Raw genomic sequence first — 13,145 nt, 5'->3', positions numbered from 1 at the left:
ATACCAACCTCACCTCAGCCAGCGGGCAAGCACATCGGTCCACTCGTCGAAAGCGTCGAGGTGGGCATCATGACTGCCGCCACTGAGGTCGAACCGAACAGTGGAAGGTCGGCGACGCACGAGCTCGTCCTTGTCTGATGCCGAGAACGTGCTCCGGGCAGCGAAGATCGCGAGCGTGGGCTCTTGCAAGCTCTCCCATTCGGACCAGCGCGATTCGCGCACCGCATCGCGTGTGCGTTACATGACGTCGGCATCAAATCGCGGCATGAGCCCTTGCTGGGTGGCCTCGGGGTCAGCGATCCAGGCGTCCACGATGGCATCCTCCCCGAGAAACACCCGCGCCGCGGCTTCAACCGGAAACGGTATGGGCCACGAGGCGAACCAGCGTCCGACCGTGGCAGTCTCTTCGGGATCGCCGCTACCGGCGACTTCTCCCTCGAGCATCACCAGACCCCCGACACGGTCGGGATGCATGGCCGATGTGAGGAACGCAGTGTGCGCGCCCATCGACTGGCCGACGAGGAAGCACCGCTCCCCCGGCGCACAGGCGTCCATGACTGCGACGACATCGCCGACGAATGCGGCACGCGACAGATCGTCCGGCCTCCGCGTGCTCCGACCATGCCCACGCTGGTCAACCAGCAGCACCCGATGTCCTTGGAGCGCCCGCGCGGTCGGCAATAGCTCCCGGAAGCTTCATGCCAAGCCGTGGAGTAGAACCACCGTCGGTCTGGCACCGTCGAGGGCGGTGACCGAGATCGTCGCCCCACGGTGCTCGAACATGTGTGTCGTCCCGATGGTCATCGGCGATCATCCTCAGCGGTGGTCGCAGATCCGGCCGAGGCGATTCGACGAATGAAGTCATTCACCCAGATGACGGCTTCGTCGACGGAATGCAGTGCATCCACGCCGTCAGCGGCCTCCGCATACAGTGGATGCCATTGCTCCGCGACGGTGACGACCGGTGGCCACTGCTGTTGCCGCCGATATTCGAATAGCCGTACGTAGGTCTCCCCGATCTGCCCGAGGTCCAGATCCCCACGGTTTTCGAGTAACTGGAGATCCACGAGATCGCGTGCGCGTTCACTTCCCTCGACGGATAGTGCGTGCAGCTTCAGCGCGATCTGATGGTCTGCACGCATGACGCGAACAGGTACCGGCGCTTCGAGGACAACATCCGTGAACATGGTCGCGAGATCGTCCGCGAGGTGCAGCTCTGGATCTTCAGCGTCGCCGATCTCGTTATGACCGAGCTCGAACTTCACCGTGCACCAGGCTCGACCTCGATAGTCGAGCTTCACCTCGAAAGGCTGCATGACATACGCCGCCGGTACCGCTTCCGGGGTGGGCGCGGCTTTCTGCACGAGCCTGCCGGTGAAGCCGACCCAACCACGCGCCAACGCCTCCTCGAAGTCGGCGCGGAACACTGCGAGCGGGCCGATCCTCGCGGCATCGAGATCACGGGTGAATCGCGTGCTCCGTCCGAATCGGAGCGCCATCGCACTGCCACCTTTGATCGCCCCAGCGGGGAGCATCTGGCCGACGACGACCAGAGCCATGCTGACTCTGCGCCGTTGCGCCAACCCGTCGTCGCCTTCGAGATTCCGGATGCGCTGCTCCAGAGAACGCACGCTGATCGGCGCACCGGCGTAGCTCACGACGTGATCTCCTTGCGTACCCGCTGCCACTCCGCAGTCGTCAATAGCCCCTCACCCCGAGCCTGCTTAGCGGCGTCGAGCAGATTCTGCGTCTCGATGCGGCCACGGCATTCGAGGAGAGCATCCGCGACAGACTGCGACGCTAGTCCCTCATAGAGCCGTGCGGAAAATCCGCCCCGCACCGTAGTCAGCTCCACGAATTCGGGAAGTCGGGAGCGGGCTCGCCTGCTCGTCGCGACTTTGATCCGCCGCGGGTTGACGTCGCCCAGCCCGAGCAATGCGAGCACAGACTCTCCGTGCAGATGAGCCCCCTCACCCACGCGAAGCAGCGCTTCCGCGAACTGGTCGTACCGCGTGGGGGGAATATCCGGCACACGATACAGCCCGTATGCGACATTCTCGAGTCCGCCTCGCGCCGCCAGCTTGGGCAACTCTACGGCGGGAACACCGGCTTCGGTCGCGTTTCGCGTGGTGACATATCCGTACTGATCCAGTGCGATCTCACGCACAATGTCTCGGTACTTCAGCTCACCAGCCATGTCACAACTATACCGTAAACGGTATAATTGTGACAGCTCAACTTCGAGCACTGAACGGTTGAACCGGAACGCGGCTACACGTTGCAGCGGAACTCCGCCGATTTCCGGCACACAACAACTTCTGGCTGATCATCACGAACGACCCGCTAGATCAACATCACCGCGGTACTTAGCCAGTTGTTCTGCGGGAAGATGACACGAATCCTCGGGGAAACGTGCGAGCCGATCCTGATGTTCCTCGGCGCTTCGCAAGTAGTTGGTCAGTGGCAGCACCTCAACGGCGATTCGGTGAGCGTCGTCTCTCGCCGCGATGAAAGCACGAGCCTCTTCGAGGTGGGCCAGCTTGTTGGAGTAGACACCAGTCCGATACTTCTGACCGAGATCTGGTCCCTGCTTGTTGACGCTGTAGGGATCAATGATCTCGAAGAGGTAGGCCGTCAGCTGCTCGACACTAACAACCGTCGGATCGAATCGTGTTCGCACGCATTCCGCATACCCGTCGTAGGCGCTGTCGATACACTGGCTGGTTCCGTTGACCCTTCCGGCCTCGGTGGACGTTACCCCAGGCAGCGTCTTGATGAAGGCCTGTACACCCCAGAGACAGCCGCCCGCCAAATAAAGTTCCTCAACCACACGCTCGGCATCCATAGACCGATCCTACTGCCGCTTAAGAGACGATCGCTGCGAGGTGAACGGAACTCGACTGCAACCGATGTCTCGGGAACAGGAGAGGTTGCCGAGAGCCAGTCGATCCACACAACCGCAAATACGGCCCCGATTGCCGAAGCAAGCGGGGCCGTATCTGAAACGCGTATGGGAGCACCAAAAGCTCAGTAAAACTAGACGTTGAAGCGGAACTTGACCGGGTTACGGCACGAAGGACCATCACGGATCTGTAGACCTATCCTTCCGCAGCTGCCGCACCTGAATCGCCCTCGAGAAGGATCTCGCCGAGTCGCGCGCCGAAGCCGGCGCACAGCACGTGGGCCTGCTCCAGCGGTATCCACTGGCACGTCCATCGTTGCGTAGGCCCATCATCTGATGGCATCTCTTCCCCTGCGCGCCAGCGTTCCTCCGAGCGGCCGCCAAGTGGCGCGAGTTGGAAGAAGTGACGCTCATGGAGCTCGGGCTTCGCCGGCCACACGTCGTATCGCTCGACGCCCAGAACACGGACAACCTGGGCGTCGACGCCGGTTTCTTCCCGCACCTCGCGGACCACAGCGGCCACGGGCTGCTCCCCGGGCTCGATGGAACCCGCCGGGACCTGGACACCGGCGACCTCGAGGGGAACACCGTCATGCGTGAACACCAGCAGTCGCCCGCCACGGACTACATAGCCGACGACCTTTCGAACAAGCCGACGTTCTGGACCGACAGTCACGCGACCTCCAGCGGCGTGATCGCTGCGATCTTGTCACGCAGCAGGCGACGCTCGAGCCGCAGCTCGTAGTTGGACTGCAGGTTCATCCAGAACTCCTCGGACGTCCCGAAGTACCGCGCCAGCCGGATCGCCGTGTCAGCTGTGATACCCCGCTTGCCGTGCACAATCTCGTTGATCCGCCGCGGCGGGACGCCGATCGACAGGGCGAGCTTGTTCTGCGTGATCCCGAAGCCCTCAATGAAGTCCCCCATCAGGATCTCTCCCGGGTGGATCGGCTCGATCAGGTCGCTCTCAGTGGTAGTCGACGAGTTCGACATTGTCCGCACCTCCCTCTCTCCAGACGAAGCAGAGACGCCATTGCGCGTTGACTCGGATGCTGTGCTGACCGCGCCGGTCGCCGACCAGCCGCTCCAACCGGTTGCCCGGCGGGATCCTCAGGTCCTCGACATCCTTCGCCGCATGGATCAACTCAAGCTTCCGCAAGGTCGCTCGCTGCACCGTCCGGTCAACGCCTTTGACATACTGCTGATCTCTCTTTCAGTTGCCCTCCCAGTTTAGGAGGGTCCACTGTCCGAAATCTCTAGGCTCACCAATAACGCTAGACGTTAAATCGGAACTCCACCACGTCCCCGCACGGACCAACCTCTGGTGAAACGAGGGGAACTTCTTCGTACCAGAGGTTGCATTGTGACGCCACTCGCAGGAGTGCCCCACGTAGCAAACGTTTCAAGAAGTTCAGATCAATGGCTAAGCTGCGCAGCTATTGCAGCGTGAGGTCGAGCGCCGGGGTCGGCCCGCGTCCGAACCTCCGTGACCTCGAAACGAGCATCAGCAAGGAGTCGAGCCATCTCTTCTACTGGCCAGAAATAGGCAGTGGTGACCGCGTGGCCAAACGCTTCAACCTTTTGCCCTTCGAAGAATCCGAGGAGCACTCTTCCTCCCGGCTCAAGACATCGAGCAAATTCTTGAATGGTGACGGATAACAGATCCGGAGACACATGAATCAAGGAATACCAGGCGAGGATTCCGGCGAGGCTGGCTGACTTTACTGGGAGAGCGTCCAGATCCCCGAGACGGAACGCGGTGTCCGGAAAGCGACTCCGAGCACCGTCGATAAAAGCTGGCACCATATCGATACCCTCAATGTCGGCACCGAGATTGCGCAGATGCGCAGTCCAGTGACCCGGCCCGCAACCAGCGTCGACAATGCGGCCGTCTATGCCACGGGACCATCCTTCGATCGCCGCTAGATCCACCGGAGACATTGCCTCTATAGATCCGAGGACTTTCGTGTACTCGGTCGCGCGGGATTCATACGCTTCGCGCACCACCTGGGATTCATATTCAGTGCTCATAAAGCGCCCTTCAGCGGTATTCCACGATCTCATGGTTCAGCCTCACTAAAGCTCATGCATCTCCCAGTCCACGGGTACGCCCATAATGATCACCACGCGCGACCGCGCAAGTCGACCTCGCCGTCCGGCCAGGAAGCAAGCCGATGTCCTACCGGCAGGACGAGCAGCGGCTGCCCTGGCGGGTCGAAAACTGACTGGCCGGCGCGGTTGATCGAACGCACCGCGGCAGAGATTCGAGTCCACCCGCACGCGATGTAGAACGAGACCACTTCCTCGAGACCCCCCGACACCGGGCCCCACTCCCCGAAACCATGCTGGTACTCGGCGTCGAACAATCAGCGAAGCCCAGCGACGTCGCCTGCTGTCAGATCTTTGTGTGCAACGACGTCGATCACTATCTCAGCCAGCTTGCCCTCGGTCTGCTCGCTTCGTCGCGTCATCGATAGACCTCCCGGCGGTGACCGACTCGCAGCACCAAGACCACAAGCTCATCATCCTGGACGTCGTAGACGATCCGGTAGTCGCCGACGCGAATGCGGAGCTCGCCGTCACCGCCGCTCAGCCGCAGACTTCCCGGCGGACGTGGATCTTCTGCGAGCTCTTGGATCGCAGCCTTCAAGCGTGCAGCAACCTGCGGATGAAGCCCACGAAAGGTCTTCGCGGCTCCCCGCGCGATGGTGATCCGGTACGTCACGTCAACCCGGGATCAAAGCCCAAGCTCTTCCATCAGGTCTTCGAAAGGAACACGAGGCTCCTCGCGCGCTTCCGCTGCCGCGCGGATGTCAGCCTGGTCCTCCAGCGCCCGCACGGCACGGTCGAAGAACTCGGGCGACACGACGACAGCACGACGCCCCGCACCGCGGGAGGTGATCTCGACAGGCTCACGCTGCGCAGCGGCGATGTAGTCGCTCTGCCGGCTACGGAACTGGGAAAGAGTCACTGAAGTCATGTGCCTATCGTACGACTTGTACAAGTTGTACGCAATGTTCGCGCGTGCCCTCGAGTGCCCCAGAGGCCCCCAGAGGTTGAATCGGAACGCGACTACACGTTGAAGCGGAACTCCACCACGTCGCCGCACATTCCAACGTCTGGAGTCGCGGCTTACCGCGCTGAATCTTCGACGCAACAAGGTAGCCATCTCGACACGTTAGCCAAAACCATCACGCGCGTTAGGGCGAACGTACCACTTGGTTGCGCCCAACTTTTCCTTCGTGGCCACCGATATCGAATCGGAAACTCAGCCCCCAAGGCCTAGCCATAGGAGCAAACCAGTCGCCGATATTGAGGAAACGATGCCAACTATATAGGCGGCCAGATGGGGACCCACCCACGCCCGGAACATCTTCCACTTCCTCATCGGACTTGTGTTCACTTGAATGTCTCTCGACCGTGGAGAACCGGTCGACTCCGTGGCCGAGAACTTGACCTGCTTCACCGCCATCTCGACACCGCGCTCCCGCGCTCGGCTGACGACTGTGCGCAGCGCCTCCTCGGTACCCAAGAGGGACGCTCCGGCATAGGCTTCCACCTGGATCTTTTGCGACTTGGCGTTGAACATCCACCCATCAACCCTCCATTGGAGCCCGTCGGTGACGTAGCCCCACGCCAAGGCCGGATATTCAATGTCAAACTTCTCGCGGATAACAGCGAGCTCCCTAACTGTCTGTCGCCTCCATTGCTTATTATCGCCACGCAGTATGAAACCGGGACTGTTCATGAGCCGCCCGCCCGGCTGCACATGCTCGACGCATTCAGCAAGGATTCGGACGGCCTCCCACGCCTTGTTTTCGTCGCTGAACGACGCTTCCGCTTCGAGGCTGAATGTCTCGGCCAAATCTTCGACCTCCTGGGAGTCCGACATGAGCTGAAATCACGCTCGATATTTCGATTTTTGAAAGCCCCGAAATGAGTACAAAAGTACCGCCATCAGGGGAAAACTAGACGTTGAAGCGGAACTCCACCACGTCGCCGTCCTTCATGATGTAGTCCTTGCCTTCGATGCGGGCCTTGCCCGCGGCCTTGGCGTTGGCGATCGATCCGACCTCCACCAGGTCCTCGAAGCCGACGACCTCGGCCTTGATGAAGCCACGCTGGAAGTCGGTGTGGATCACCCCGGCGGCCTCCGGCGCGGTGGCACCCTTGGGCACGGTCCAGGCACGGGATTCCTTCGGGCCGGCGGTCAGGTAGGTCTGCAGTCCCAGGGTGTCGAAGCCGACGCGGGCCAGCTTGCTCAGCCCCGATTCCTCGATGCCGGCGTCCTCCATCATCTCGGCGGCTTCGTCTTCTTCCAGCTCGGCCAGCTCGGATTCGAACTGGGCGTCCAGGAAGATCGCCTCGGCCGGGGCCACCAGTTCGGAGAGCTTGGCCTGCATCTCAGTATCGGCCAGTCCGGCGTCATCGGTGTTGAACACGTAGATGAACGGCTTGGTGGTCATCAGCTGCATCGGGGCCAGCTCATCGAGGTCCACGCCCTTGGTCTTGGCCGCGGCGAACAGGGTGATGCCCTCTTCGAGGATCTTCTGCGCGTTCAGCACGGCGTCCAGGAAGGACTTCTCGATCTTCTTGCCGCGCAGTTCCTTCTCAAGCCTCGGCAGCTGGTTCTCGATGGTCTGCAGGTCAGCCAGGATCAGCTCGGTGGCGATGGTCTCGATATCCGAGGCCGGGTCCACCTTGCCGTTCACGTGGATCACGTCGTCGTTCACGAACGCGCGGGTGACCTGGCAGATCGCGTCGGCCTCGCGGATGGTGGCCAGGAACTTGTTGCCCAGCCCCTCCCCCTCGGAAGCGCCCTTGACGATGCCGGCGATGTCCACGAAGGACACGGTGGCCGGCAGGATCCGCTCGGAACCGAAGATCCCGGCGAGCACCTTCAGGCGCTCATCGGGCAGCGGGACCACACCGACGTTGGGTTCGATGGTCGCGAACGGGTAGTTGGCTGCCAGCACCTGGGCACGGGTCAGCGCATTGAACATGGTGGACTTGCCGACGTTGGGCAGTCCGACGATTCCGATAGTAAGAGCCACGGGAGAAGAGTCTACCTTTTGCTAGTGGTGGGCTGTGAATTCTAGTTGGAGTTGGCCGGGCTGCGGCGCCCGCCCAGGGCGCGGGAGTCGTCGCCTGATTCCTTGAGCTTGCCGCGGATCTCCTTGGGCAGCGAGAAGACGATGTCCTCCTCGGCCAGGGTGATCTCCTCGACGTCGGCGAAGCCGTACTCGGCCAGCAGGGCGAGCACTTCCTGGACCAGCACGTCCGGCACCGAGGCCCCGGAGGTCACCCCGACGGTGGAGACCCCCTCGAACCAGCTCTCGTCGACCTCGTGGGCGAAATCCACGCGGTAGGCGGCCTTCGCCCCGTAGTCCAGCGAGACTTCCACCAGGCGCACCGAGTTCGAGGAATTCGAGGAGCCGACCACGATCACCAGATCCGACTGCGGGGCGATGGTCTTGATCGCCACCTGGCGGTTGGTGGTCGCGTAGCAGATGTCATCGCTGGGCGGGTCCTGCAGGTTCGGGAAACGGTCGCGCAGCCGGCGCACGGTCTCCATGGTCTCGTCCACGCTCAGCGTGGTCTGCGAAAGCCAGATCAGCCTGTCCGGGTTCTTCACGACCACCGTGTCCGCTTCCTCTGGGTTGTTCACGATAGTGGTGGCTTCCGGCGCCTCGCCGTAGGTGCCCTCGACCTCCTCGTGCCCTTCGTGGCCGATGAGCAGGATCTCGTAGTCGTTCTTGGCGAAGCGCACGGCTTCGCGGTGCACCTTGGTCACCAGCGGGCAGGTGGCGTCGATGGTCTGCAGGCCGCGGTCCTCCGCGGATTGCACGACGGCCGGGGACACGCCGTGGGCGGAGAAGACCACCAGTGCACCTTCGGGGACCTCATCGGTCTCCTCCACGAAAATCGCCCCGCGGGCCTCGAGCTCCGAGACCACGTGCAGGTTGTGCACGATCTGCTTGCGCACGTAGACCGGCGGACCGTAGTGTTCCAGTGCCTTCTCCACCGCCACCACGGCACGGTCAACGCCGGCGCAGTAACCGCGCGGGGCCGCCAGCAGGACCTTGCGTTCGCCCACGTCCGGCGAGGCGGCGGCGATCTCCTGGGGGGAACGTCGGGTCCGCGGGATACGGGGCATCGGCAAGGAAACCGGGATGGAAGTGGAAGTAGCCATACCCCTAGTCTACGAAGTGGATGCAAGTAAGCCCATGCTCATATGAGCCGGACCACCTGCGGCGGGCTGTGAGTTTGGCCTCTGGCCGTTGCAGGGAGCCGGTCGGCAGCCGCCGAAGCGTCCTGCCGGTGGTGTAACCTCACAGGTGCGGGCCCACCCCGCCAGCCAGTGCCGTCGTCGATGCCAGGAGAGATGCCCGTGGAGTCGCCCAGCCCGGACACCATGCCGAAAACCGCACGGGAGACCAGCCCGGAAAACCCCTGGCCGTTGCGGGTGCTCTCGGAGAAGCTGAAGGCGCATATCGAGAACTCGCCGGTCTCCTGGGTGGAGGGCCAGCTGCTGGAGGCCAACATCCGCAACGGACACGGCTACCTGACCCTGCGCGACGTAGATGCGGACTTCTCCTTCTCGGTGACCGTCTGGGCTTCGGTGATGCGCCGGCTGGAGACCAAGCCCGAGGTCGGCTCGCGGGTGGTGGCCCAGGTCAAACCGAGCCTGTATGCCAAGACCGGCCGGCTGTCGCTGAACGCCACCGATGTGCGCCCGGTGGGACTGGGTGAACTGCTGGCCCGGCTGGAGAGGCTGCGCCAGGCGCTGGGCGCCGAGGGGCTGTTCGCCGTCGAGCACAAGAAACGGCTTCCGGTGCTGCCGCGCACCATCGGGCTGATCACCGGCCGGGACTCGGATGCCGAGAAGGACGTGGTGCAAAATGCGCGCCTGCGCTGGCCGGCCGTGGCCTTCCGGATCATCAACACCGCGGTGCAGGGCCGAGACGCCGCCGCCCAGGTGATGGCCGCGCTGGCGGAACTGGATGCGGACCCGGCCGTGGAGGTCATCGTGATCGCCCGCGGCGGCGGCGCGTTGGAGGACCTGCTGCCCTTCTCCCACGAGGAGCTGGTCCGTGCGGTGTTCGCCGCGCACACCCCGGTGGTCTCGGCCATCGGGCATGAGGCGGACCGCCCCATCCTGGACGATGTGGCGGACCTGCGCGCCTCCACCCCCACCGATGCCGCCAAACGGATCGTGCCGGATCTGCAGGAGGAGTTCGGCGGGCTCGCCCAGGCCCGGGACCGGTTGGACCGGGCCATCAACCACCAGCTGGAACGCGAAAGGCAACTGGTTGCCGCGCTGCGCGCCCGGCCGGTGCTGGCCCAGCCGCAGACGATGATCAGCACCCGACTCGAGGACCTGGTCCGCTGGCGTGAACGCTCCACCGGGCTGCTGCGCCACCGTATCGAACGGGCGCGGGACGAGATCGGGCACCTGGCCGTGCAGGTAAGGGCCCTGTCACCGCAGCAGACCCTGGATCGCGGCTACTCGGTCACCCAGCTCCCGGACGGCTCGATCGTGCGGGATGCCGCGCAGCTGGGTGTCGGGGACCCGGTGCAGATCCGGGTGGCTGCCGGCAGATTCCGTGCCGAGGTCACCGGCATCGATACCGAACCCGTGCGGCCCTAGCCGGGGCCGCCCACCGGCACCGCATCGCTACCTCACCGTATCGGCACATCGACACGTCGGCGCATCGCCGCTGTCGCCCAACACCAGAAAACCCAGGAACCAGGAAGAGACCATGACCCAGCAACTGCCCGAAGACATCGTGAAGCTCAGCTACGAACAGGCCCGCGAGGAACTGGTTGCGGTGGTCTCGCAGCTGGAGACCGGCGGCGCCACCCTGGAGCAGTCCCTGGCGCTCTGGGAGCGCGGCGAGGCGCTGGCCACGCACTGCGAGAACTGGCTCAACGGGGTCTCCCAGCGTCTGGAGCAGGCCCGTGCGCGGGTCGAGGAGCAGCAGGACGACTGACCGCGCCTGCTACCGGCTGGCTTCGAGCCTCGCCCGCTGTTCGGCCACGTCGTAGGTGACCGGCGGCCAGTGCGGGTCGATGGAAGCCAGCTCTCGCTGCAGCAGCCGGGCCACACACCAGCGGGCCGCCCATTTCTGGTCCGCCGGGACGATGTACCACGGGTTGCGTTCGGTGTGGGTGCGTTCGATCGCGATCTCGTAGGCCCGCTGGTACTCGTCCCAGAGCAGCCGGTCCTCAATGTCGTCGGTGGTGTACTTCCACTGCTTCGCCGGATCATCCAGCCGGGCCATCAGCCGCTGGTATTGCTCCTCGCGGCTGATGTGCAGCAGCACCTTGACCACACGGATCCCGCGCTCCTGCAGCCGGTTCTCGAAGTCGTTGATCTGCCCGTAGCGCTGCTCGATGCGTTCCGGGGAGCTCAGCCGCTTCACCCGGTGGATCAGCACATCCTCGTAGTGCGAACGGTCGAAGACCCCGATCATTCCGCGAGCCGGGATGCGGCGCTCGATCCGCCAGAGGAAGTCGTGGGCCGCCTCCTCGGGGGTCGGCGCCTTGAACGAGTGGTGGGCGACGCCCTGCGGGTCCACCAGCCCCATGACATGGCGCACGATCCCGCCCTTGCCCGAGGTGTCCATACCCTGCAGGATCAGCAGCACCGAGTCCGTCGCGGTTCCGGCGGCCGCCGAGGCGAAGAGCCGTTCCTGGTAGTCGGAGAGGGATTCGCCCAGTTCAGCGAGCGCCTTCTTCCCCTCCTGCTTGGTCTGCGGTGCGTCCTGCGGCCACCAGTTCGGGTTTGCTGTGGGGCGCTGCGCCAGCCCGGGCGTCGGGCCCGCCAGCAATCCCGCTACGAGGTCCTGCGTTGTGCTATCCACGGTGCTACGTCCCTTCCTCAGGTTCCAGGTGTCGGGTCACGGGCTGCAAGCGGTGCCGGTCCTCGGCTCGCGGCCGCTGCCCCGCTCAGGCGTGGGAGCGCCAGTCGGCCAGGAAGTCGCCGATGCGGCCCACCGCGTCCTCCAGTTCCCGCACCCCCGGCAGGGTGACCAGCCGGAAGTGGTCCGGGCGCACCCAGTTGAAGGCGGTCCCCTGGGTGATCAGGATCTTCTGCGCCTTGAGCAGCTCCAGGGCGAACTTCTCGTCGTCGTGGATCGGGTAGGTGTCCGCATCCAGCTTCGGGAACATGTACAGCGCCCCCTTGGCCTTCTGCACGCTCACCCCGGGGATGGCGGTGAGCAGGTCGTAGGCCACGTCGCGTTGCTCGCGCAGCCGCCCGCCGGGCAGGATCAGGTCGTTGACCGACTGGTAACCGCCCAGGGCGGTCTGGATGGCGTGCTGGGCCGGGACGTTGGCGCACAGGCGCATATTGGTCAGCAAATTGATGCCCTCGATGTAGTCGCTGGCCTGATGCCGCGGTCCGGAAATTGCCATCCAACCGGCCCGGAAGCCGCACACCCGGTAGGCCTTGGACAGCCCGGAGAAGGTCAGCACCAGCACGTCCTCGGCCAGCGAGGCGGTGTTGATGTGCACGGCGTCGTCGTACAGGATCTTCTCGTAGATCTCGTCGGAGAACACCACCAGGTTGTGCCTGCGTGCCAGCTCCAGGATGCCCTCCAGGGTCTGCTTGGGGTAGACCGCACCGGTGGGGTTGTTCGGGTTGATGACCACGATGCCCTTGGTGCGCGGGGTGATCTTCGCTTCCATATCCGCCAGATCCGGCAGCCAGCCGTCGGACTCGTCGTTCAGGTAGTGCACCGGGGTGCCGCCGGCCAGCGATACCGAGGCGGTCCACAGCGGATAGTCGGGGGCCGGGATCAGGATCTCGTCGCCGTTGTTCAGCAGCGCATTCAGGCTCAGCGTGATCAGTTCGGAGACGCCGTTGCCCAGATAGATGTCATCCACTCCGATGGTCTGGATGCCGCGGGTCTGGTAGTACTGGGAGACCGCGGTGCGGGCCGAGAGGATGCCACGCGAGTCCGAATAGCCCTGGGCGTTGGGCAGGTTGCGGATCATGTCCACCAGGATCGCGTCCGGGGCCTCGAAACCGAAGGGCGCGGGATTGCCGATATTCAGCTTCAGGATCCGGTGCCCCTCGGACTCCATGCGGTGGGCGTGTTCAAGCAGCGGGCCGCGGATGTCGTAGAGGACGTTGTGGAGTTTGGTGGACTGCTTGAAATCCGGCATATTTCCTACTCTCTGGGGTCGTGGCACAGCTGGTGCCACGCTAGGTACTGTGAGTCCTTGGTTTCCCGGC

At 63.9% G+C, this 13,145-nt stretch carries 17 protein-coding genes; 2 read left to right on the top strand and 15 right to left on the bottom strand.

Features of this window, described 5'->3' with window-relative positions; genetic code table 11:
* Positions 1–237: 237 nt before the first annotated feature.
* From OK351_RS01880 to OK351_RS01820, 13 genes are all read right to left on the bottom strand, one after another.
* Positions 238–681, bottom strand: a complete 444-nt coding sequence (locus OK351_RS01880; RefSeq protein ID WP_265155634.1) for an alpha/beta fold hydrolase — start codon at positions 679–681, stop codon at positions 238–240.
* A gap of 119 nt (positions 682–800) precedes the next feature.
* Positions 801–1,658 carry a nucleotidyl transferase AbiEii/AbiGii toxin family protein gene (locus OK351_RS01875; RefSeq protein WP_265155633.1) on the bottom strand — a complete coding sequence of 286 codons (858 nt, stop codon included), beginning with the start codon at positions 1,656–1,658 and terminating at the stop codon, positions 801–803.
* Positions 1,655–2,197 (bottom strand): type IV toxin-antitoxin system AbiEi family antitoxin domain-containing protein, encoded by a 543-nt coding sequence (locus OK351_RS01870; RefSeq protein WP_265155632.1) that lies wholly within the window; start codon positions 2,195–2,197, stop codon positions 1,655–1,657. Before OK351_RS01870 ends, OK351_RS01875 begins: the two co-directional genes overlap by 4 nt.
* Positions 2,198–2,329: 132 nt before the next feature.
* The gene (locus tag OK351_RS01865; RefSeq protein WP_265155631.1) at positions 2,330–2,845 is read right to left on the bottom strand and encodes a peptide-methionine (S)-S-oxide reductase; all 516 of its coding nucleotides are present in this window, start codon (positions 2,843–2,845) and stop codon (positions 2,330–2,332) included.
* Between the two features lie 253 nt (positions 2,846–3,098).
* Positions 3,099–3,578, bottom strand: coding sequence for an NUDIX hydrolase (locus tag OK351_RS01860; protein ID WP_265155630.1), 480 nt, complete (start codon positions 3,576–3,578; stop codon positions 3,099–3,101).
* A complete protein-coding gene (locus OK351_RS01855) occupies positions 3,575–3,895 on the bottom strand; it encodes a HigA family addiction module antitoxin (protein WP_265155629.1) in 321 nt (106 codons plus the stop codon). The genes OK351_RS01860 and OK351_RS01855 overlap by 4 nt, the downstream gene beginning before the upstream one ends.
* The gene (locus OK351_RS01850; RefSeq protein WP_306349462.1) at positions 3,870–4,076 is read right to left on the bottom strand and encodes a type II toxin-antitoxin system RelE/ParE family toxin; all 207 of its coding nucleotides are present in this window, start codon (positions 4,074–4,076) and stop codon (positions 3,870–3,872) included. Before OK351_RS01850 ends, OK351_RS01855 begins: the two co-directional genes overlap by 26 nt.
* A gap of 242 nt (positions 4,077–4,318) precedes the next feature.
* On the bottom strand, positions 4,319–4,933 hold the full coding sequence (locus tag OK351_RS01845) for a class I SAM-dependent DNA methyltransferase (protein ID WP_265155628.1): 615 nt from the start codon (positions 4,931–4,933) through the stop codon (positions 4,319–4,321).
* Positions 4,934–5,369: 436 nt separating this feature from the next.
* Positions 5,370–5,627, bottom strand: coding sequence for a type II toxin-antitoxin system RelE family toxin (locus OK351_RS01840; protein ID WP_265155627.1), 258 nt, complete (start codon positions 5,625–5,627; stop codon positions 5,370–5,372).
* A 12-nt stretch (positions 5,628–5,639) separates the two neighbouring features.
* Positions 5,640–5,882 carry a type II toxin-antitoxin system Phd/YefM family antitoxin gene (locus OK351_RS01835; RefSeq protein ID WP_265155626.1) on the bottom strand — a complete coding sequence of 81 codons (243 nt, stop codon included), beginning with the start codon at positions 5,880–5,882 and terminating at the stop codon, positions 5,640–5,642.
* 288 nt (positions 5,883–6,170) lie between these two features.
* Positions 6,171–6,767 (bottom strand): hypothetical protein, encoded by a 597-nt coding sequence (locus OK351_RS01830; protein ID WP_265155625.1) that lies wholly within the window; start codon positions 6,765–6,767, stop codon positions 6,171–6,173.
* 103 nt (positions 6,768–6,870) lie between these two features.
* On the bottom strand, positions 6,871–7,956 hold the full coding sequence (gene ychF, locus OK351_RS01825; RefSeq protein ID WP_265155624.1) for a redox-regulated ATPase YchF: 1,086 nt from the start codon (positions 7,954–7,956) through the stop codon (positions 6,871–6,873).
* A gap of 41 nt (positions 7,957–7,997) precedes the next feature.
* Positions 7,998–9,095 (bottom strand): 4-hydroxy-3-methylbut-2-enyl diphosphate reductase, encoded by a 1,098-nt coding sequence (locus tag OK351_RS01820; protein WP_265155623.1) that lies wholly within the window; start codon positions 9,093–9,095, stop codon positions 7,998–8,000.
* Positions 9,096–9,287: 192 nt separating this feature from the next.
* On the opposite strand from OK351_RS01820, the gene xseA reads away from it, so the two are divergent.
* Both xseA and OK351_RS01810 read left to right on the top strand, forming a co-directional pair.
* Positions 9,288–10,553 carry an exodeoxyribonuclease VII large subunit gene (gene xseA / locus OK351_RS01815; RefSeq protein WP_265155622.1) on the top strand — a complete coding sequence of 422 codons (1,266 nt, stop codon included), beginning with the start codon at positions 9,288–9,290 and terminating at the stop codon, positions 10,551–10,553.
* A gap of 112 nt (positions 10,554–10,665) precedes the next feature.
* Positions 10,666–10,896, top strand: coding sequence for an exodeoxyribonuclease VII small subunit (locus OK351_RS01810; protein ID WP_265155621.1), 231 nt, complete (start codon positions 10,666–10,668; stop codon positions 10,894–10,896).
* A gap of 9 nt (positions 10,897–10,905) precedes the next feature.
* On the opposite strand, the gene OK351_RS01805 is transcribed toward OK351_RS01810, so the two are convergent.
* The gene (locus tag OK351_RS01805; protein WP_265155620.1) at positions 10,906–11,769 is read right to left on the bottom strand and encodes a PPK2 family polyphosphate kinase; all 864 of its coding nucleotides are present in this window, start codon (positions 11,767–11,769) and stop codon (positions 10,906–10,908) included.
* Positions 11,770–11,854: 85 nt separating this feature from the next.
* A complete protein-coding gene (locus OK351_RS01800; RefSeq protein ID WP_265155619.1) occupies positions 11,855–13,075 on the bottom strand; it encodes a pyridoxal phosphate-dependent aminotransferase in 1,221 nt (406 codons plus the stop codon).
* Between the last annotated feature and the right edge of the window lie 70 nt (positions 13,076–13,145).

The organism is Glutamicibacter sp. MNS18, from assembly GCF_026107515.2.
In the GTDB taxonomy this organism is placed as follows: Bacteria; Actinomycetota; Actinomycetes; order Actinomycetales; family Micrococcaceae; genus Glutamicibacter.
The sequence above is the reverse complement of the archived record's forward strand: the minus strand, read 5'-3'. Positions and strand labels throughout refer to the sequence as shown.